The organism is Sphingobacterium sp. B16(2022) (genome assembly GCF_012030425.1).
Taxonomy (GTDB): Bacteria; Bacteroidota; Bacteroidia; order Sphingobacteriales; family Sphingobacteriaceae; genus Sphingobacterium; species Sphingobacterium anhuiense.
The window spans coordinates 171,795-192,157 of the sequence record NZ_JAAUVN010000006.1; the positions used below are offsets into that span (position 1 = coordinate 171,795).

Annotated in this window: 19 protein-coding genes and 1 other RNA gene; 11 read left to right on the top strand and 9 right to left on the bottom strand. The window is 37.0% G+C overall.

The window, feature by feature from the left end:
* Window positions 1–51: 51 nt before the first annotated feature.
* Window positions 52–2,997, top strand: coding sequence for a VIT domain-containing protein (locus HCX49_RS23050; RefSeq protein ID WP_168128252.1), 2,946 nt, complete (start codon window positions 52–54; stop codon window positions 2,995–2,997).
* Between the two features lie 129 nt (window positions 2,998–3,126).
* Here the strand turns inward: HCX49_RS23050 and HCX49_RS23055 are convergent, their stop codons facing one another.
* Genes HCX49_RS23055 through tgt form a run of 3 tightly spaced genes read right to left on the bottom strand, consistent with a single transcriptional unit; the run spans window position 3,127 to window position 6,283 of the window.
* Entirely contained in the window at window positions 3,127–4,038 is a 912-nt protein-coding gene (locus HCX49_RS23055; protein WP_168128253.1) for a DMT family transporter, read from the bottom strand.
* Between the two features lie 11 nt (window positions 4,039–4,049).
* The gene (locus HCX49_RS23060) at window positions 4,050–5,129 is read right to left on the bottom strand and encodes an LptF/LptG family permease (RefSeq protein ID WP_132772385.1); all 1,080 of its coding nucleotides are present in this window, start codon (window positions 5,127–5,129) and stop codon (window positions 4,050–4,052) included.
* 23 nt (window positions 5,130–5,152) lie between these two features.
* A complete protein-coding gene (gene tgt / locus HCX49_RS23065; RefSeq protein WP_108160421.1) occupies window positions 5,153–6,283 on the bottom strand; it encodes a tRNA guanosine(34) transglycosylase Tgt in 1,131 nt (376 codons plus the stop codon).
* 201 nt (window positions 6,284–6,484) lie between these two features.
* Between tgt and HCX49_RS23070 the strand changes: the two genes are divergently transcribed.
* Both HCX49_RS23070 and rsmG read left to right on the top strand, forming a co-directional pair.
* Entirely contained in the window at window positions 6,485–7,630 is a 1,146-nt protein-coding gene (locus tag HCX49_RS23070) for a glycosyltransferase (RefSeq protein ID WP_168128254.1), read from the top strand.
* Window positions 7,631–7,654: 24 nt separating this feature from the next.
* The gene (gene rsmG, locus HCX49_RS23075) at window positions 7,655–8,290 is read left to right on the top strand and encodes a 16S rRNA (guanine(527)-N(7))-methyltransferase RsmG (RefSeq protein WP_168128255.1); all 636 of its coding nucleotides are present in this window, start codon (window positions 7,655–7,657) and stop codon (window positions 8,288–8,290) included.
* 1 nt (window position 8,291) lies between these two features.
* Here the strand turns inward: rsmG and HCX49_RS23080 are convergent, their stop codons facing one another.
* Window positions 8,292–8,897, bottom strand: a complete 606-nt coding sequence (locus HCX49_RS23080; protein WP_168128256.1) for a hypothetical protein — start codon at window positions 8,895–8,897, stop codon at window positions 8,292–8,294.
* An 89-nt stretch (window positions 8,898–8,986) separates the two neighbouring features.
* A complete protein-coding gene (locus tag HCX49_RS23085) occupies window positions 8,987–9,217 on the bottom strand; it encodes a hypothetical protein (RefSeq protein ID WP_132772391.1) in 231 nt (76 codons plus the stop codon).
* Between the two features lie 154 nt (window positions 9,218–9,371).
* Here HCX49_RS23085 and dprA point away from each other — a divergent pair, with 154 nt between their 5' ends.
* From dprA to accD, 5 genes are all read left to right on the top strand, one after another.
* Window positions 9,372–10,463 carry a DNA-processing protein DprA gene (gene dprA, locus HCX49_RS23090; protein WP_168128257.1) on the top strand — a complete coding sequence of 364 codons (1,092 nt, stop codon included), beginning with the start codon at window positions 9,372–9,374 and terminating at the stop codon, window positions 10,461–10,463.
* A 24-nt stretch (window positions 10,464–10,487) separates the two neighbouring features.
* Window positions 10,488–11,972: an MFS transporter gene (locus HCX49_RS23095; protein ID WP_168128258.1), complete on the top strand. Its 1,485-nt coding sequence runs from the start codon at window positions 10,488–10,490 to the stop codon at window positions 11,970–11,972.
* Complete coding sequence (locus HCX49_RS23100) at window positions 11,965–12,192, top strand: DUF6814 family protein (RefSeq protein WP_021188509.1); 228 nt, start codon at window positions 11,965–11,967, stop codon at window positions 12,190–12,192. The genes HCX49_RS23095 and HCX49_RS23100 overlap by 8 nt, the downstream gene beginning before the upstream one ends.
* Before the next feature lie 84 nt (window positions 12,193–12,276).
* Window positions 12,277–12,374: signal recognition particle sRNA small type (gene ffs, locus HCX49_RS23105), an RNA gene on the top strand.
* Between the two features lie 121 nt (window positions 12,375–12,495).
* Entirely contained in the window at window positions 12,496–13,338 is an 843-nt protein-coding gene (gene accD, locus HCX49_RS23110; RefSeq protein ID WP_021188511.1) for an acetyl-CoA carboxylase, carboxyltransferase subunit beta, read from the top strand.
* 65 nt (window positions 13,339–13,403) lie between these two features.
* Here the strand turns inward: accD and HCX49_RS23115 are convergent, their stop codons facing one another.
* Window positions 13,404–13,745: a hypothetical protein gene (locus HCX49_RS23115; protein ID WP_168128259.1), complete on the bottom strand. Its 342-nt coding sequence runs from the start codon at window positions 13,743–13,745 to the stop codon at window positions 13,404–13,406.
* Window positions 13,746–13,944: 199 nt separating this feature from the next.
* On the opposite strand from HCX49_RS23115, the gene HCX49_RS23120 reads away from it, so the two are divergent.
* Entirely contained in the window at window positions 13,945–14,280 is a 336-nt protein-coding gene (locus HCX49_RS23120; protein ID WP_021188513.1) for a MerR family transcriptional regulator, read from the top strand.
* An 8-nt stretch (window positions 14,281–14,288) separates the two neighbouring features.
* Here the strand turns inward: HCX49_RS23120 and HCX49_RS23125 are convergent, their stop codons facing one another.
* Window positions 14,289–14,783, bottom strand: coding sequence for a metallophosphoesterase family protein (locus HCX49_RS23125; RefSeq protein WP_168128260.1), 495 nt, complete (start codon window positions 14,781–14,783; stop codon window positions 14,289–14,291).
* A 1-nt stretch (window position 14,784) separates the two neighbouring features.
* On the bottom strand, window positions 14,785–15,492 hold the full coding sequence (locus tag HCX49_RS23130) for a tRNA1(Val) (adenine(37)-N6)-methyltransferase (protein ID WP_168128261.1): 708 nt from the start codon (window positions 15,490–15,492) through the stop codon (window positions 14,785–14,787).
* Window positions 15,493–15,589: 97 nt separating this feature from the next.
* Here HCX49_RS23130 and HCX49_RS23135 point away from each other — a divergent pair, with 97 nt between their 5' ends.
* The gene (locus tag HCX49_RS23135; RefSeq protein ID WP_168128262.1) at window positions 15,590–16,768 is read left to right on the top strand and encodes a hypothetical protein; all 1,179 of its coding nucleotides are present in this window, start codon (window positions 15,590–15,592) and stop codon (window positions 16,766–16,768) included.
* On the opposite strand, the gene mutS is transcribed toward HCX49_RS23135, so the two are convergent.
* A complete protein-coding gene (mutS, locus tag HCX49_RS23140) occupies window positions 16,765–19,374 on the bottom strand; it encodes a DNA mismatch repair protein MutS (protein ID WP_168128263.1) in 2,610 nt (869 codons plus the stop codon). The two genes, HCX49_RS23135 and mutS, sit on opposite strands and share 4 nt — an antisense overlap.
* Window positions 19,375–19,632: 258 nt before the next feature.
* Between mutS and mtgA the strand changes: the two genes are divergently transcribed.
* Window positions 19,633–20,361 (top strand): monofunctional biosynthetic peptidoglycan transglycosylase, encoded by a 729-nt coding sequence (mtgA, locus tag HCX49_RS23145; protein WP_168128264.1) that lies wholly within the window; start codon window positions 19,633–19,635, stop codon window positions 20,359–20,361.
* Window positions 20,362–20,363 lie beyond the last annotated feature (2 nt).

Sequence of the window (20,363 nt, forward strand, 5' to 3'; positions counted from 1 at the left end):
GTTACTAAGATGCATCATCTTAAATGAACACAGCAAGCTAATTCAAAAAATATGAATAAGATCCTCATAATAGTATTGATTTTATGTCTCCTACTTCAGGGAGAGAATATTAAATCACAGAATAATCCAAATAGACCTATTCCCAGCTTAAAAATATCGAATGATCCAAAAGATCAGGCAAAAGTTAATCTACAGGAGCTCGATATTCAAGTTAATATTTTTGGTAACATCGCGAAAACAACGATGACAATGATCTTCCGTAATAATGAAAACAGAGACTTGGAGGGCATACTGACATTCCCCATGCCTGAAGGTGTTTCGGTAACAGGATACGCCCTTGATATTAATGGAAAACTACGTCAAGCTGTTGCAGTTGATAAGAGCAAAGGGATTGAAGTCTTCGAAAGTATTGAATCTCGTCGTGTAGATCCTGGATTATTAGAGCGTGTAGAAGGGAATAATTTTAAGACCAGAATATATCCTATACCTGCACAAGGTCAACGAACCATTAGCATAACTTATGAAGAGAATTTACAATTCCATGCTTCGACTGGTTTTCAATACCATTTACCTTTAGCCTATAAACAAGCGATCGAGCGGTTTAAACTTCAGGTAAATATCTACCAAACAGACCAGGTACCGACATTGATCAGCAAACCAGATGGATCACTCATATTTTCAGAAAAAAATCACATTTATCAAGCGGCTATAGCTAAAAACAATTTTATACCTGAGAAATCATTAGTAATTGGACTACCTAAGCGACCAAATGAGAACAACATTTTGACACAGGCTAATCAAGATCAATCTTTCTATTTCCTTAGCAATATATTTATCGATGCTCCTTCGAAAGCAAAAACCTGGACTAACAAAATTGGGATCATTTGGGACAATTCTTTAAGCGCTAAAGATAAAGACATTCAAAAAGAATTAGCACTTCTGGATCTCATCATACAACAAAAAAAGAATTTAACTGTAGAACTGGGCTTACTGAATATCAGCTATGTAAAAGCGGGAACATTTCACATAGAACAGGGAAATTGGACTGCTCTAAAAAATTATCTCTTGCATTTAACTTATGATGGCGGAACAGACTATTCAAAATTAAATGATCAAGTGCTGCAAGCGGAGGAATATCTTTTCTTTACCGAAGGGTTATCCACATTTGGGTCAAATCAAGTAACCATCAACAAACCAATATATTGCATCTCTTCTTCTGCTATTGCAGATTACAGCACACTCCAGGCCATTAGCAAAAAAACTGGTGCAAAAACGCTCAATCTATTGAACACATCACCTATTGACGGTATCAAGAAATTAAGTTCAGAAAATTTAAAATTTTTAGGGATCAAAGAACATGCTGATTTCTCAGAAATATATCCAGCGATCCATACAGAAGTACAGGATCATATCGCGATTACAGGTCTCGGAAAAAACAACAATTTAAAACAGATTACCTTACTCTTTGGCTACGGGGATCGTGCAACTCAAGAAGTCAAAATTGACATCAATTATCAAGAAAATGAGTTGGATGTTCATAAAATCTGGGCTCAGAAAAAGATTGCAACATTAGATGTTGATTACACGGAAAATAAAGAACGTATTGAAGAACTTGGTAAGCAATTTGGTATTGTTACCCGTAACACAAGTTTAATTGTATTGGAAACCGTGGAAGATTATGTACGATATGCCATCCTGCCTCCAACAGAATTGCTTCCAGCTTATCATAAATTGATTAAAGAACAAAGCGTTCTTCGGGAGGAACGTATGCATGATTTATTGGCACAGGCTGAAACCAATGTCCAAGAATTAAAAAAATGGTGGCAGACCGACTTCAAAGCAAAGAAAACTTATCCACAGCCTAGCAGGATCGTAGAAGAGTCATTTGTAGCGCCCGAAGTTCATCCAATCAATAATGCACAAGCTGCAACATCAAAAATGGTATCATCAGAAAGCAGACAGATGTTTTTAGCAGATGATCAATATTCAAATCTGGAGGAAATAGTATTAAGCGATTTAGAAGACCCAATTTCTGATCAACAGCATTATTCCGGCACTGATGTGAGTGACAGAACAACTGCTGGTGCAAAAATCACCATTCCTGACATTAAAAATGATAATATGTATCTGCAGGTCTTAGAAAAATCAGCGAATCCCTATCAAACATATCTCGAACTTCGCCAAGCATATTTGGGTACTCCGAGCTTCTATTTTGACGTTGCTAATTTTTTCTATCGAAAAGGCACAAAAGATAAAGCATTATTAGTGTTGAGCTCACTTGCAGATCTTCAAATTGAAAATGCAGATTTATTTAAGACAATAGCTTACACACTTAAACAATGGGAACAATATCAATATGAACTTTACATCAATAAGAAAATCTTAGACTGGCGTCCTATGGATCTGCAAAGCCACCGCGATTATGCTTTAGCATTATTAGATAATAAACAATATCAAAAAGCTTTTGATCAATTATATAGTATCCTAACGCAAAGTTATTCCCCTGAAGCAGCCGATCGCGACGATGGTATAGAAGAAATTATTGTGATGGAGTTAAATAATTTATTAAAATTAAACCAGACTCATGTCAATAGCAATAACATCAGCAAAAAACTCATTGCAGATCTTCCTGTCGATTGTCGTGTAGTGATCAATTGGAATTCAAACAATACAGATATAGATCTTTGGGTCACAGATCCACATGGAGAAAAATGCTTTTACAGCAATAATAGCACTGCAATAGGAGGACGTTTAAGTAATGATTTTACCGGAGGATATGGCCCTGAACAATTTCTATTAAAAAGAGCAGTCAAAGGAAAATATAAAGTCGAAGTAGATTTTTATAATGATAATTCGCTAACACTAGCAGGTCCAACAGCAGTTATGGCAGAAATATTCACCTATTATAGCTCCGGAAAACAGGAACGTAAAATCATCACCCTGTACTTAGATAAAACCAAAGAGCAGCATGTGACCATCGGAACATTTGATTTTTAATCCAGTGCTAAGTCAAAAAAAAGCGTGCTTAAAATCAGTTTTAAGCACGCTTTTTTTATCAGGATACGCAATATATCCATTAAATTCCGTTCTGCAACAAGAGCAGATATATAAAGCTAAAATAGATAATTAATAGATTTTTCTAATAACCAAATCCTGCTTCCTTTTCTCGATTTTTGTTTTTAAGTAAGGATAGAAGAAAACTGCACCTAAAACAATGGCAGCACCACCATAAAAACCTAAACTCATCGTCTCTTTTTGACCGAAGATCAGCATGGCCAATAAAATGCCATAAACAGGTTCCAGATTTGTCGTTAAAGCAACTGTAAAAGCACTCAATTCTTTCATTACAGCAACACCTAACACATACGCAACGGCAGTACACAATACCCCTAAGATCAATAGATAAATTAAATCCGATTGATTGAGAACCATATTTTCATTAAAATCTCCACTGCATAACATAAAAACTGACACCCAGAAAAAAGCACCCAGCATTTCATAAAATGTGATCAAGGTAGCGCTTGATTTTTTAACCATTCTGGCATTTGCAATCGAGAAAATACTTGCACAGAATGCACATGCTAAGCCCGCAAGAATACCTTCAATATAATTGGATTCAAATTGAAATATCATATAGATACCCATTATTATCACTACACCAACTAACATATCCACTAGGGCGATCTTTTTCTTATTGATCAGGGGTTCCAAAATAGAAGTATACAATGTCAAAGAAGATAATGTCACCAAAGCTACTGATACTGTAGATACCTTAATTGCATAAAAAAAGAGTACCCAGTGAAGCCCTACGACACCCCCGACCATTATGAAAGAGATAAAATCCTTTCTTTTTACCAGAATCTGCTGCTTGCTAACGGCAAGATAAATCCATAGAGAAATCGCCGCAATCAAAACCCGATACCAAACAAGATGTATAGCAGATATCGAAATCAAATTACCCAAAATTCCTGTAAAACCCCATATCAGGATTGTTAAATGCAGAATAAGAACATTCTGATTAATTTTAATTTTTGACATTGTCGGTTTGTTTATTTTGGCGCCTTTATAGCCAAATAGATTGCAATAATTAAAAATGTAATATTGGGAATTAACACTGCAATCAAAGGAGGGAGCCCTCCTTTTAATGAGAACATGGTGGCAAATTGAATGAACACTATGTAGGTAAAGCTCAATCCGATACCGATACCCAAACTAAGACCAATACCTCCTCTGACCTTCTTAGAGGATAAGGCAACGCCCATCAAAGTAAGCACAAATGCCGAAAAAGGATAGACATAACGTTTATATTTCTCCAATTTAAGATCTGTCATCATCCCTGTACCCCTAATTTCCTCTTTATGGATACGCTCATCCAGCTCTTTCGTATCCATGGCTGTAAAAATATTATCATACAGTTCAAAATCACTCGGCTTCATATCCAAAGTGGTATCTTTTACGGTACCCTTGTCCATTCGTTCATGAAGACCATTAATAATCCGGTTTGTATAATCATGTATTTTCCACTTAGTCGTTACAGAATCCCATGTAATGCGCTCAGCGATCATTTTTTCCAATAAGGTATCACCCTTAAATTTTTCCAGTACAAACTTATATCCAATCTTGGAGTTGTTATCAAAGTTGTCTATGTATACATAACTGTTTTTATCAATCTGCATATGCGTGGACACTTTCGTATTATCTTTCAAAGGTTTTACATACACATTTTCAAAACCGATCTTCATTTTATTCGTTTTCGGAATAATATAAAGGTTAAAGACAAAAGAAACTGCAAATATAAGCGTTGCAGAAAAAATATAGGGTCTTAAAAGCCGGTTAAAACTATAGCCGGCACTTAATATGGGTACGATCTCTGTTTGATCGGCCATCTTCGAAGTAAAGAAGATAACAGCGATAAAATTGATCAGAGGACAAAGGAAATTTAAATAAAACGGGATAAATCCTGCGTAATATTCAAATATAATTTTGTCCATAGGAGCATTATATTTCAAGAAATCATCCAATCGCTCAGAAATATCAAAAATGACCATGACGACTGTAAAAATAGCCATCGTGAACACAAATGTGCTCAAGTACTTTTTAATAATGTAACGATCGATAATAGAAAACATAATACTACTAAGATGCAAAAAAATTACAAACGTTGACCTAATACTTTGACCATTTTATTTTTCCAATCGTAGAATGTACCATCTACAATTTTCTCACGTGCCTCATTTACCAGCCATAAATAGAAGTGTAAGTTATGTAAAGAAGCAATCTGTGCACCTAAAAGTTCTTGCGAACGGATTAAATGGCGTAAATATGCTTTTGTATATACTTGATCTGAGTAAAGATCACTATCTGGATCAATTGGAGAAAAATCGTCTTTCCATTTTTCATTCTTGATATTGATCGTTCCGTGACGTGTAAAAATCATACCGTTACGTGCATTACGCGTTGGCATTACACAATCAAACATATCTATACCCAAAGCGATGTTTTCAAGTAGATTGATTGGTGTACCTACCCCCATTAGGTAACGTGGTTTATCTTCTGGAAGAATATTACAGACAACTTCCGTCATCGCATACATTTCCTCAGCAGGCTCTCCTACGGATAAACCACCGATTGCATTTCCTTCACGATTGAAAGACGCAATTTTCTCAGCAGATCTTTCACGTAAGTCTTTATATACTGATCCTTGAACAATGGGGAACAATGTCTGGTCATATCCATATAATGGTTCTGTACTGTCAAAACGATCACAACATCTTTTCAGCCAACGGTGAGTCATTTCAATCGAACGACGGGCATAACCATAGTCACATGGATAAGGAGTACACTCATCAAAAGCCATGATAATATCCGCACCGATTACTCGTTGTGTATCCATCACATTTTCAGGAGTAAATAAATGCTTTGAACCATCAATATGTGACCGGAACGTCACACCTTCTTCTCGTATCTTACGATTGTCTGACAATGAATAAACTTGGTAACCTCCAGAATCTGTTAAAATTGGACGATCCCAACCGTTAAATTTGTGAAGACCACCTGCCTTATTCAAAACATCCAGTCCCGGTCTTAGATATAAATGATAGGTATTTCCCAAAATAATTTGGGCTTTAATATCATTTCTCAATTCGTGCTGATGCACACCTTTGACCGTACCAGCTGTTCCAACCGGCATAAAAATAGGAGTTTGAATTTTTCCGTGAGCTGTCTCAACAACACCTGCACGCGCTTTAGAAAATTTATCTTGTACTTGAAGAGTGAATTTCATTAATCTTTTATTTTTTGGGGATTCTAATTTGATGATTTTTACTGTTTCAGAAGCAAATTCCCCAACATGCTTTTTTTAAAATCTTTGCAAAAATACTATAAAAAGCAATGCAAAGATTGACCTTTTACAAGATTTTAACATTTACAGCACAAAAAACATTATTAAAGCAAATATCCTTGGAACATACTATCTTTGCAACCTATGAACATCGTACAGCAATACGCCTTCTATTACCCTTATATCGCCTTTGGCATCATCGGTTTATTACTGCTCATCCAGTTGTACTATATTATAATTGTATACGGAAAACTGAGTCGTCATAAAGTGCATTCTTATCAGGAACAAGATCAATTTGATCCTATTTCTGTCATCATCTGTGCACATAACGAACAAAAAAATCTAAAGCAGTTTTTAGCATCAATTTTAGAGCAGGATTATCCCCAATTTGAAGTGATTGTTGTTAATGATTACTCTACTGACGAGACAAAATGGATTTTAAAAGAATATCAATCTCAATATGATAACTTAAGAATTGTCGATATTAAGGAACATATACGGCTTAAGCATGGAAAAAAATTCGCCGTTACCCTAGGAATTAAATCTGCTATTTACGAAAAACTGGTTTTCACAGATGCTGATTGCAATCCAAGTTCAAGCAATTGGTTAAAAGAAATAGCTGGAGCACTTAACCAACCGGATACAGAGATTGTCATCGGGTACTCCCCTTATTTTAAATATAAAGGTTTTCTCAATAAACTTATCCGGTTCGAGACAACGCATACAGCAATGAGTTATTTATCGTATGCGATAAAAAAAGATGCTTACATGGCTGTAGGCAGAAACATGGCCTACACAAAAACGTTATTTTTCAGTAAAAAGGGATTTGCATCACACATGCACATTAAATCTGGTGATGACGATCTTTTTGTAAATGAAAACGCTACGAAGAAAAATGTAGCCATATCCATTCATGAGGATGCTATCGTTTACTCAGAACCTAAAACAACCTGGAAAAGCTATTACAAACAAAAAGCACGGCATTCGGGCGCTTCGGTTATCTACAAAAAAAGACATCAGCGTATGTTGGGTATGCAATTGATCACTTCATTTTTATTCTATTTTACGATTATCCTGACTGCGATTATTTTCCCTAATTACTGGTACGTACCTGTAGCTGCATATCTAATTCGCCTACTTGCACAGCTCATTGTTTTTAGGGCAATATATAAGAAATTAGCAGTTTCTGACCTCATTTGGTGGTTACCATTATTAGACATCATCTACTATTTCTATATTTGCATCAACGGACTATTCAACCGTAAAAAGAAATCACTTAGCTGGAAATAATATTCATATTTTAAAACTTTCACTTTGAATCCTACAGTAGACATCATATATCAGTATTTTCCAAACTTAACAGAAGTTCAGAAAACACAATTTGCACAACTTGCAGAACTTTATCCGTTTTGGAACAATCAGATCAATGTTATTTCACGCAAAGACGTTGAAAGCCTTTATCTTCATCATGTATTACATTCTTTAGGTATTGCAAAATACGTCATGACATTTGCTCCGGGCACTCGTATTTTAGACGTTGGCACAGGCGGAGGATTCCCAGGAATACCATTGGCTATTTTATTTCCTGACGTAAAATTTCATTTAGTAGATTCGATCGGAAAAAAAATTAAAGTTGTTCGCGAAGTTGCGTCTGCTTTAGGACTTGAGAATGTTGAAGCAGATCACATCCGTGCAGAACAATTGGACGACAAATATGATTTTGTTGTATCACGTGCTGTAACACGATTAGCAGATTTTGCTCCTTGGATCCGCAATAAATTCCTTAAACAGGATAAAAATGGAATTCCTAACGGTATCTTATATCTAAAAGGTGGTGATCTTAAAGAAGAAATTAAAGAGTCACGACTGAAAGCTGAGCTGCACCCACTTTCCGATTATTTTAAAGAAGATTTCTTCGAAACGAAATATGTCGTTTATGTTCCGATGTAATTTAGGGATTTAAGATTTCTAATTTAGGGAGACTCAGACGTTGATGAATGATTTCGACAGAATCTAGGTAGTTTTTTAAACTGTGCTGCACATAAGCAATCTGATCGTAATGGTCTGCCTTGCGCAACCATTTGGAGGAAGGTTCATAATAAGAACGAAATTTAACCAAAGAGTCTCCCGTTAAAGGCGTGTAGGCTTCAGTTAGCGCAGTCCATTGTGCTAAGACTTTGTCTTGTTCGAACTCCCGCTCGAATAGTCTTTGAAGTCTCCGAGAAGCACGACCCTTCTTACTCAAAAGATTATACAACTTATTGAGATTAACGGCAAGACCGCCCTGATATGGCAAGGTCACCATATTTTTAGTATCTCCCCAAAAGTATATGGACTTATATGTAATCTGCTTTTCGGTCATTTTCTCTTCCGCCGTTAATTTTTTCCCAACTATTAGCGCAGTATCCAGTATATTGGTATCCTGATTAATTATTTTTTTATTCCGAAGAGTGGTATCTTGATAGGAAAAAACAAAATGAGCAGATGAAGATTTGACCCGGCTAAAAAATAAAAGCAGACAGATAGACATCAAAAAAAATAAGCGACCTGGATTCATTTCTTTATAATTAGTTATTTAAAAATAACAACAAAAGAAATACGAGCGGCGATTTTAACTTTGTTTAACTGTCTATCTATCTTGAATTATTAACCCAATTCTTCTATAATTTTTTTGCCAATCGCATTAATCTCTTCATCCATACCAAACATTGGTAAACCAGTCTCAGGATTGGTTTTCAACCACAGATTCTCTGTATCTTTAATAATCTGTACATATTCTACCCCTTCTTTAAAAATCACATAAGTATCTTCCTCTTCTGGGAATACCGAGTAAACAATATTTTCAATTTCTATATCAAACGGTTCTTTCATTTCCATAGTCATATATTTTTATTTCAAACAAAGATACAAGCTATCTCATAATTCTCTAAAATATGAAAGTAAAATTCTTTTCTAATCATTTTTGATACCAAAAGTAAAACTGTTTTAGCCTGAATTTCAGTAAAATATTATTATCTTTAAATAACCGAATATGAACTTTTATCATCAAATAGCACTTACCAAAATTAAGGGGGTAGGACCTAAAACTGCGCGAGCTTTGCTTACGCACTGCGGCTCTGTGCAAGAAATCTTAGAGACAAATGCCAGTACTTTAGCAAAAATTCCAGGAGTAAATAGTCGAACAGCTAATGAAATCGCTGCGAAAAACTATCAGGAAGCAACCGAAAAAGAAATGGCATTTGTTGAAAAACACCAGATAAAAGTTTTATGGATAGATAATCCGGATTATCCTCAGAAATTGAGAAATTGTGAGGATGCACCACTGGTCTTATATTACAAAGGGAATGCCGACCTCAATAAAGAACGTATGGTCAGCATTGTCGGAACGAGAAATGCCACCAGCTATGGTCGCAAAATTTGCGATACGCTCATTGAACAGATGCAGTCTCTTGATACCACAATTGTAAGTGGACTGGCCTATGGTATCGATATCATGGCTCACAAAAATGCTTTACTGCATCGGATACCAACAGTGGGTGTATTAGGACATGGACTAGACCGGATTTATCCGGCGACTCATAGAGAAACAGCGTCAGCAATGCTTCAACAGGGTGGATTACTAACCGAATTTCCTTCAGACAGCAATCTTGACCGACAAAATTTCCCTATGCGAAATCGCATTATAGCAGGCATGTCTGATGTAACGATTGTCATAGAGGCGGCCACAAAGGGAGGCGCGCTCATTACTGCTGAAATAGCAAATAGCTATAACCGCGATGTATGCGCATTCCCGGGAGCAATAGATCAGCTTTATTCGGCAGGTTGTAATTATTTAATTAAAACCAACCGCGCACATCTGATCCGGGATGCGAAAGATCTTTGCTACCTGATGAATTGGGAAACTTCAGAAAAACAAACAGGTATACAGCTCCCGCTCCTACCTCCTGAGTTAAATAAAGATCAGTTGCACCTCTATCTCTTTCTCCAGGGTAAACAGCAAGTGGGTATTGACGACATCACGCTTTACTGTAACTGGCCACAAAGTAAACTTGCGATGATTTTACTCGAAATGGAGATGAATGGTCATATCACCTCTTTACCTGGAAAAATGTATAAAATTTAAACCTAAACAACCTTATAAATCTAAATGAAAGAAAATACAAATACCAAAACTATTTGGAAAGTAATCGGTGCGTCCTCCATGGGAACACTGATTGAATGGTATGACTTTTTTATCTTCGGAAGTTTATCCATCGTCATTTCAACCAAATTTTTCCCTGCGGACAATCCGACTGCGGCTTTCCTTTCTACCTTAGCCACATTTGCTGCTGGTTTTGTTGTCAGACCCTTCGGTGCACTTTTTTTCGGTAGATTAGGAGACCTTATCGGAAGAAAATACACATTTATGGTTACACTGTTGCTCATGGGAGGTGCCACTTTCTTGATCGGTTGTATACCCAGCTATGAGAGCATTGGCTTTCTTGCCCCCTTACTCGTACTGATCTTACGTTTATTGCAAGGGCTGGCACTTGGTGGTGAATATGGTGGAGCGGCAACTTATGTGGCAGAACATGCCCCTGAAGGTCAACGTGGCTATTGGACATCCTGGATACAGACGACAGCAACTTTCGGTTTATTTATCTCTTTGGTTGTTATACTCGTAACAAAATACATCTTGACCGAAGAACAATTTGACGCCTGGGGATGGCGTGTTCCATTTATTCTATCCATATTGATGGTGTATGTGTCTTACCTCATCCGTAAAAACATGAGTGAATCGCCCGAGTTTGCCAAAGCGAAAGAAGAGGGTACAACAAGCAAAAATCCTTTAAAAGAAAGCTTTGGAAACCGGTATAACTTAAAATTTGTGTTGCTTGCTTTATTTGGCGCAGCTATGGGACAAGGAGTCGTATGGTATACGGGACAATTCTATTCCATGAGTTACATGAAAACTGTGATGCACCTCAATTCGGACGAAGCTGATATGATCTTAGGAACGGCATTGCTGATCGGAACACCATTTTTTATTCTTTTTGGCTGGTTAAGTGACAAAGTCGGCCGTAAATGGATTATGCTTTTGGGCATGCTACTGGCACTTTGTACCTATAGACCTATATACAAAGCGATGTATCAACTAGCGGATACCAGCACAAAAGAAGTGAGCTCGACCAATACATTAAAATTGGCCGATAACAAGCTTCAAACGGTTATCCACTATACTGATGGAACACGTTCTCAAGAAATAAGCCACGATCAATCGACCGAACATGATACGCTTATTAAAAAAACGGTAACGGTGCATGGTAGTAACCGCATAGGTTTAACGGCATTGATATTTATTCAGATCATATACATCACCATGGTGTATGGACCAATCGCGGCATTTCTGGTGGAAATGTTTCCGGTTAAAATTCGTTACACGTCCATGTCCTTACCTTACCATGTCGGTAATGGCATTTTCGGAGGCTTATTGCCTGCAATTTCGACTTACCTGACGACAAATGCGCAAATTGCTCAGGATCCTGAATTTTATTTGGCAGGACTCTGGTATCCGATCATTATTGCGGCTGTATGTTTCATAATCGGATCGTTGTATATTAAAAATAAACCTAATCACCTCAACAATGGATAAACTAAAAAAAATATTAGGGATTCTTTGGATTGCGCTGGCGCTATTTACTGCATACTTTTGTCTTTTTGAGCTCGCAATTCCTAAAATAATGATCGGACATCAAGAAGATTTAGTATTCGGAATCATTATTATGTTCATTTTAACACCAATTATCTCACTTGGTCTAGGTCTTTTTGGGTATTATTCGCTCTGTGGCGAGTATGGAAAAGACAAGACTTAAAATTATTCTTATTGACTATCAGCGAAGTAAGCACTAATAGCAAAATATCTTTCTTTAGAAGGATTTTTTTTCTACTTTTGTGACGGGTAAGTCTTTTACGACCAGCTCCCATTGACTCCCCCAGGTTGGGAACAAAGCAAGGGTATTTGGTTGAGCGGTGCGATAAAAGGAGCTTACCCATTTTTTATGCCCAAAATTTCGGGTCAGCTTCCTTTCACAAATCGTAAATACACAGCAATTTTAAGGAATACTTCTACTAAACAAAATAATTTTGTTTATTTGTAACTGAATTAGAACTATCGTATGAGTTGGTTTAAAAGAGATAAAGCCGGAATTAACACGGCAACAGAAAATAAAAAAGAGGCGCCAGACGGATTGTGGAACAAATGTCCATCATGTAAAAAACCGTTGTTGAACCTTGAACAAATCGAAAACAATTACGTTTGTCAATACTGTGGATACCACCTTAGAATTGGTTCTGCAGCTTATTTTTCAATCATTTTTGATAATAACGAGTTTACTGAATTATTCCCGACATTAAGCTCAGGTGACCCGATCAATTTCTTCGATTCAAAACCTTATACAGAACGTTTAAAAGAAAGTCAGGCTAAAACAGGTCTGGTTGATGCTATTCGTTCTGGTCATGGTAAAATCGATGGGCAGGAACTGGTTATCGCTTGTATGGACTTTAACTTCATCGGAGGTTCTATGGGTTCTGTAGTAGGTGAGAAAATTGCACGTTCCATCGATTACTGTATCGAACATAACATTCCTTTTATGTTGATCTCCAAATCAGGTGGAGCCCGTATGATGGAGGCCGCATTCTCATTGATGCAAATGGCGAAAACAGCGGCAAAATTAGCCCTATTGGCTAAAGCAAAATTGCCTTATGTTTGTTTGCTTACAGATCCGACGACAGGAGGTGTTACCGCTTCTTACGCCATGTTAGGAGATATCAATATTGCTGAACCAGGAGCTTTAATCGGTTTTGCAGGTCCACGCGTTATCAAAGAAACAATCAAAAAGGATCTTCCTAAAGGATTCCAGACTTCAGAATTTATTTTAGAGCACGGCTTCCTGGATTTTATCGTAGACAGAAGACAATTAAAAGAAAAAGTATCAACATACTTGAGGTTGATTAAATAATAATCGGTCTTTAAAATATCTTCGGTGTTCCACCGAAAAAATAAGAGCTCCTACTATTGGAGCTCTTATTTTTTTAGATACTTAAAAAAAGCCCAAAATCTCCGCTTGGACAAATAATCAAGATCAGCCTCATTGGCATAAGCCTCTCGCTCGTAAGATATATTCAGGTAAGCCTGATGGAAATTTCTGTACTGCAGATAACGAAATAAAAATTCAATAAGATAACTGATATAAAAGAATATAATGAGCAATTCCACCGCCTGCCTCATATGTATCTGCTCGTGATTGATCAATTGACGGTTATCTTTAAATATACGCTTCTTTAGAAAAATAAAAGGATAAATAGTAATGGCATCAGCCTTTCCCCATGAAAATACTTTTGTCCAAAACCGACTAACCAAAATCATATCTTTTCAAATTAAATCCAATTCTATAAATTACTACGAATCAAGATAGATAATTTTTATTATCTATCTTACATTGTATATTTCCTCTATAAAATAATTCTTGATGGTAGAGGAAAGAACGATAAATTTGTTTTATATTAGGTGCAACGATATTCAACAAATTTATCTAAGTTTGTTATATAAAAATTAACAGATTAGTATGCCTTACAAAGAGCGCGAAATTAATAAATTGTATTACACGATGGGTGAAGTGACAACCATGTTTGATGTCAACGCATCCCAAATTCGTTTCTACGAGCGTGAATTTGATATTATTCAACCAAAAAAGAATAAAAAAGGAAATCGTCTATTTACCCAAGATGATATTGCTAATTTAAAAATCATCTTCAATCTGGTTAAAGATAAAGGTTATACCCTTCAAGGTGCACGTGAATATCTGCGCACTAATAAATCTGAAGCTAAAGAAAATCAGCGCGTCGTCGATTCTTTAGAAAAATTAAAGAGCTTTTTATTGGAAGTACGCGACAGCTTATAATGAGTTGCCTACCTTCCCGCAAGTTCAATAATCTCTAAATTTTCAATTTTACTGCCATTTATTTCAAACCGCATAAGTGTTCTCACTTTGTGCCAGCCCTGTTTTCCCGCAGCTCCTGGATTTAGATGTAGGCATTTTAACTTCTGATCATACATCACCTTCAAGATATGCGAATGCCCCGTAATAAAAAGCTGGGGAGGATGAGTCGTTATCTGCTTTTTTATCCGTGGTGCATACTTACCGGGATACCCGCCGATATGTGTCAACCAAACATCTACGCCTTCACAGGTGAACCTCAGATCTTCGGGAAAACGATGACGTAGTTCTTGATCATCGATATTTCCATAAACACCTCGTAAAGGTTTAAAACCTTCCAGTTGGTCTGCAACAGCGGCATTTCCAAAATCACCAATATGCCAAATTTCGTCACAGTTTTCAAAGTGCTTAAACACCGACTCGTCCAGATAAGCATGTGTATCTGATATCAATCCAATTCTTATCATACTAAAAAGCTAAAAAATAAGGTCGCAAAGCGGTCTTATACATTTCTGAATAAACACCTTTCGCTTCATAAATTATAAAATCAGAAACTGTTGAAACTCCACGATAAGCTTTCTGAAAAACAATAATCTTACGGATGATGGCATCACCTTCGAAAGATCGGATCTGAATCTGCTCTTTTAAACATAAATCCAAGGTTTCCGCAATCTCCTTCAGTTCATCGGCCAATAGTTTTGGAACGATCAAAGCCAATTGCCCATCTACCTGTAGTTTGTCTGCGGCGAAGGTCAGCAGCTCGTTGAAAAACTGAAGATCGGTATGTCTGGCCAACTTCTTCCTTGCATCGGGATTATGCAACGAATCGGTGTAAAATGGCGGGTTAGAAATAATAAAATCAAAAGAGCCTGTATCAGTAAAATCTTGAAATGAACAAGCGTGCATCACCATTCGGTCTCCAAAATTGGAGTTTCTAAAATTTATTGCTGCCCGCTTCGCGGCTGCAGGATCAATTTCCACAGCGATCACCTCGCTATCCGCACAGCGCTGTGCTAACATAAGCGCAATTACACCTGTACCTGTACCAATATCTAATATACGTTCCGAAGATTCAACATGAACGAGTGAAGCTAATAACACAGCATCGGTATTAATTTTCATCGCACAATCAGATTGATCAACGGCAAACTCTTTAAACTGAAATATAGAAGCCATTGTCACAAAGATAATTCTTTTAAAACCGTTGCACTATTTGATCTTAACAATATTTGAATAAATTTTTATTACTTTAGGTCAATAAAAACAAATACGTATGAACCGATATATTTCTGTTATTCTCTTCAGTATTATCACCCTATTCACGATCATTCCTTCATCCTTTGCACAAGATAAATGTGAACTAACGATCAACAGCTCGCTTGACCCCTTGACTAAGATATTAAATGCAAACCAGTACGATAAATTAGCACCGATCTTAGCTCAGATAGAACAAAGCTGTGGGACTATAGAACTTGTTCAGCGAATCAAAATAGTACATTTGATCATCGCTAAACAAAGTAGTGGCAATGCCATCGAGCGTTATTTAGACAATGGTTTTGATGAACAATTATTGAACCGCTTTGCTGATGCTGCAAGAGAGGATTTTGCCTATCAGTATGAATCTAATAAACTGCAATATAATTATGTTCCACTGAGACATCCGATCGACCAGCTCATTAAAACACGTGCAAAAGCTTTATTGCAGTCTCAATCCTATACGCTTTCCGATGCAGAAATTGACATCTTAAATCTTTTTTCGAACGAAGAGTTATTGCGTAACCAGTCATCATCTGTAAAACAAACGGTACCTGAAAAACAAGAGCATGCAGTAAAAGAGGAACAGGAGGAGACATTAGCTATAGCAGATTATTACAATAAGTCTAAGATAGGTTTTCTTCCGTATTTAGGCGTATATGGTCCTTTAGGTGGAAAAAACACCACATTTGGACCTAATCTTTCTCTTGGTTTTACTATTATGAGCTCGCTCCAAAAGTCATTTATATTTGAAGGGGGATTTAAGGTTCGTATCAATAGCAACGATAAAAATTTTGACTACAATTATTACGATCAGAGCGAATCTGTAAATTCCAATTTCGGTTTATTTTTTGGCGGAGCTGTCGGTTACAAAATCTATGATAACACCAAGTATATTGTCATTCCTAAACTTAATATCGGAATAGATATGGTCGACACAGGAATATCTGAAGACATCTATACAGATGGTTATTACGATGGCTATGGCGATTATATATCCGGCGGAAATTCCACAAAATTACATACTGTGAATACTATGCACTTGGGACTTAGTATGGCAGGAATGCGTCAGATTAAAGGAAAAAATTATATAGGAATAGAAGCTGGATATCATTATACCCCATACCAGTGGGATCATAATCTTCTCAGCAACATCTACAACCACTACGGAAGTATCGAATTATTTTTCAGATTCTAATTTTTCAATAACCGCTGGATCTCATCCAATTTCATAAGCGCTTCCACAGGGGTCAGCGTATTCACATCCAAATTATTCAGCATATCGCGGATTTTCTCAAGGACAGGATCATCAATCGAAAACATCTGTAATTGATAGGCTTGCTTTTGGATTTTGCGCATACTATCTTTAATCTGTTCGCCACCAGTCCGCTCCTGCTCTAATCTTTTTAAGATTTCATTTGCACGGGATAGTAATTTTGGTGGCATACCTGCTAATTTAGCTACGTGGATACCAAAGCTATGTTCTGAGCCTCCTGGAACTAACTTACGTAAGAATATAACCTTATTGTTCATCTCCTTAACCGTCACATTATAATTCTTGATGCGGGGCATGGAATTGGTCAATTCATTCAATTCATGATAATGAGTAGCAAACAATGTTTTGGCCTTAGCTGCAGGATGGTTGTGAAGAAATTCAGCGATAGCCCAAGCGATAGAGATACCATCATAAGTGCTTGTTCCTCGACCAATTTCATCCAATAAAATTAAACTCCGGTCAGAGAGGTTATTCATGATACTGGCCGTTTCATTCATTTCAACCATAAATGTTGATTCACCGGACGATAAATTATCAGATGCTCCTACCCGGGTAAAGATTTTATCCACAAGACCTATCTTTGCTTCCTTTACAGGAACAAAAGAACCGATCTGAGCCATGAGTACGATTAATGCCGTTTGGCGCAAGAGCGCCGACTTACCGGCCATGTTGGGACCAGTGATGATGATAATCTGCTGCGTGGTATTATCCAAGTAAACATCATTCGTGATATAATCTTCACCAATGGCCATTTTCTTTTCGATAACGGGGTGACGACCACCTTTAATATCTAATACTTTACTTTCTGATATCTCGGGCTGAACATAATAATTCTTTTCTGCGATAACAGCAAAGTTCAAAAGCACATCTAATTTCGCCAGTAACTGGGCATTCAATTGAATCGGTTTAATGAAAGCCGCAATAGCAATTAACAATTCGGCATAAAGACGATTCTCAATGACCTGAATTTTTTCCTCAGCACCTAAAATCTGATCTTCATATTCTTTTAGCTCCTCGGTGATGTAGCGTTCGGCATTCACCAAAGTCTGCTTTCTAATCCATTCTGTAGGTACCTTATCACGGTGTGTATTGGTAACTTCTAAGTAATAGCCAAAAACATTATTAAAAGCAATTTTAAGGGAAGGGATACCAGTTGCCTCTGCTTCTCTCTTTTGGATTTCGATTAAATAATCTTTTCCTCCGAAAGCGATCTTACGTAAACGGTCCAATTCATCGTCCACACCATCAGCAATTACATTTCCTTTATTCAAGGCAACAGGAGGTTCTGCGAAAACTTCTTTTTCAATTTTATCACGAATGATACGACAGACATCCAGCTGATCAGCAATGGCTCGAAGGGCTTCAGAATTTTCCTGATTCGTTAGCTCCTTTAATTTTTCAACAGCATATAAGGCACGTTTCAACTGTACAATTTCGCGGGGTGAAGCTTTCTGAAGACCAATTTTAGAAATAAGCCGCTCAAGATCGCCTACATACTTAATCTCTTGAATCAAGGCATCGCGTAAATCTTTATGCTCAGAAAAGTAAGCAACCACATCGAGACGCTCTTGAATTGATTTACGATCTTTCAATGGCATTACAATCCAACGTTTTAATAAACGCGCCCCCATGGGAGAAGCAGTTTGGTCCAAAACATCCGATAAAGTCGTCGCATTTTCATTTGCAGATCCGATCAGTTCGAGATTACGAACTGTAAAACGATCTAACCACATGTAACGATCTTCTTCAATACGCGAAATATTAGAAATATGCTGCAGATTGCGGTGTTCTGTTTCATTCAGATAATGTAAGGCAACACCGGCAGCAACCATCCCAATAGGCATCCGGTCGATACCAAAACCCTTCATTGAATTAACTTCAAAATGTTTCAATAAGTGCTCTGTTGCGTAATCTCCAGTATAAGGCCATTCGTCTAGCGTATAGGTATAATACTGACTCCCGAATAGCTCCAAAAATTCTTTGGATTGCTTACGCGACATGATGACTTCTGTTGGTTTAAATCCCTGCAAAAGTTTGTCAATATAAGACTGCGTACCTTGTGCGACTAAAAACTCACCAGTAGAAATATCTAAGAAAGAAATTCCGATCTGTGTTTTCTCAATATAAATTGAGGCTAAATAATTATTGGACTTCTGTTGGACAATATTATCATTATAAGAAACGCCAGGAGTCACCAATTCTGTTACTCCACGTTTAACGATGGTTTTGGTTTGCTTAGGATCTTCCAATTGGTCACAGATAGCTACACGCTGACCTGCACGGACAAGTTTTGGCAAATAAGTCTCCAGAGAATGATGCGGAAAACCTGCCAGAGCAGTTTCCGATTCGGTTCCATTTCCTCTCTTAGTTTGTACGATCCCTAAAATACTGGCGGCCTTAATGGCATCTTCACCAAATGTTTCATAAAAATCACCTACACGGAACAACAATAATGCACCTGGATATTTCACCTTGATCGCATTGTACTGCTGCATTAATGGAGTTACCTTTTTTTCTGCCTTTGCCAATTGGATTTCGTTTATTGATAATAAGCCGTAAAAATAACATAATCTACCTGATTAGACAAACGATCTCGTAGAATATGAAAAACTTAATTCTCTTTTCGCCTTAAATCATTTTTCAATATACATACTTACCGAAGAATATCCATTACCTCGATCTCAGGCTTGTAAAAAAGAACATCTAAAAAAAAGCATATCATAAACAATACTGAACATAACAATTGGGCAAAATATTTCGTTCCTTTGCATTGTTTTTCAAAAGATATGGCAATTAAAAGAACGAATCAAGTAAAGAAAAAAAAGGTTCAAACAGGTTGGCAAAAAAAAGTTAAAACTTGGTCAATACGTATTGTTGGAGGTTTCTTTGCAATAACTCTATTTTGGGTACTCGCACTTAAACTCATCAATCCACCAATTACCTGGCTCATGATCCAACGTGGGTTTGAGCTACAAGCAGCTGATAAAGGATTTAAACTGGAAAAAGATTGGTTAAATTACGATGAGCTCTCGGACAACCTAAAACGTGCTGCGATAGCAGGTGAAGATGCTCATTTTATGACGCACTGGGGTTTTGACACTGATGCTATTCAAAAAGCTATAGAGAAAAATAAAGATGGAAAAAAATTACGCGGGGGAAGTACAATCAGTCAGCAGGTAGCAAAAAATGTATTCCTGTGGCCAAAACGTTCTTGGCTTAGAAAGGGTTTAGAAACCTACTTTACTGTTTTAATCGAAACATTCTGGAGTAAAAAAAGAATTCTGGAAGTCTATCTCAATGTCATTGAAATGGGGCAAGGTGTTTATGGAGCAGAAGCTGCATCCCAGTATTACTTCAAAAAATCAGGATCTACATTATCAAAAAAACAAGCTGCACTGATCATTGCAATCCTGCCCAATCCAAGAGAGTGGGATGCCCGAAATCCTTCAGCATATGTCAATCGTAGAGCAAATAGTATTGTTCGTTACATGGATCATTACCAAATACCAGAATAGCA

Bases quoted from the DNA above. Each gene is read 5' to 3' on its own strand.
- mtgA (WP_168128264.1), top strand. From the start codon at position 19,633: ATGGCAATTAAAAGAACGAATCAAGTAAAGAAAAAAAAGGTTCAAACA.
- accD (WP_021188511.1), top strand. From the start codon at position 12,496: ATGAGTTGGTTTAAAAGAGATAAAGCCGGAATTAACACGGCAACAGAA.
- HCX49_RS23055 (WP_168128253.1), bottom strand. From the start codon at position 4,038: ATGTCAAAAATTAAAATTAATCAGAATGTTCTTATTCTGCATTTAACA.
- HCX49_RS23135 (WP_168128262.1), top strand. From the start codon at position 15,590: ATGAACCGATATATTTCTGTTATTCTCTTCAGTATTATCACCCTATTC.
- HCX49_RS23125 (WP_168128260.1), bottom strand. From the start codon at position 14,783: ATGATAAGAATTGGATTGATATCAGATACACATGCTTATCTGGACGAG.
- tgt (WP_108160421.1), bottom strand. From the start codon at position 6,283: ATGAAATTCACTCTTCAAGTACAAGATAAATTTTCTAAAGCGCGTGCA.
- HCX49_RS23095 (WP_168128258.1), top strand. From the start codon at position 10,488: ATGAAAGAAAATACAAATACCAAAACTATTTGGAAAGTAATCGGTGCG.
- HCX49_RS23100 (WP_021188509.1), top strand. From the start codon at position 11,965: ATGGATAAACTAAAAAAAATATTAGGGATTCTTTGGATTGCGCTGGCG.
- HCX49_RS23115 (WP_168128259.1), bottom strand. From the start codon at position 13,745: ATGATTTTGGTTAGTCGGTTTTGGACAAAAGTATTTTCATGGGGAAAG.
- HCX49_RS23070 (WP_168128254.1), top strand. From the start codon at position 6,485: ATGAACATCGTACAGCAATACGCCTTCTATTACCCTTATATCGCCTTT.
- dprA (WP_168128257.1), top strand. From the start codon at position 9,372: ATGAACTTTTATCATCAAATAGCACTTACCAAAATTAAGGGGGTAGGA.
- HCX49_RS23050 (WP_168128252.1), top strand. From the start codon at position 52: ATGAATAAGATCCTCATAATAGTATTGATTTTATGTCTCCTACTTCAG.
- HCX49_RS23085 (WP_132772391.1), bottom strand. From the start codon at position 9,217: ATGGAAATGAAAGAACCGTTTGATATAGAAATTGAAAATATTGTTTAC.
- HCX49_RS23130 (WP_168128261.1), bottom strand. From the start codon at position 15,492: ATGGCTTCTATATTTCAGTTTAAAGAGTTTGCCGTTGATCAATCTGAT.
- HCX49_RS23060 (WP_132772385.1), bottom strand. From the start codon at position 5,129: ATGTTTTCTATTATCGATCGTTACATTATTAAAAAGTACTTGAGCACA.
- HCX49_RS23080 (WP_168128256.1), bottom strand. From the start codon at position 8,897: ATGAATCCAGGTCGCTTATTTTTTTTGATGTCTATCTGTCTGCTTTTA.
- HCX49_RS23120 (WP_021188513.1), top strand. From the start codon at position 13,945: ATGCCTTACAAAGAGCGCGAAATTAATAAATTGTATTACACGATGGGT.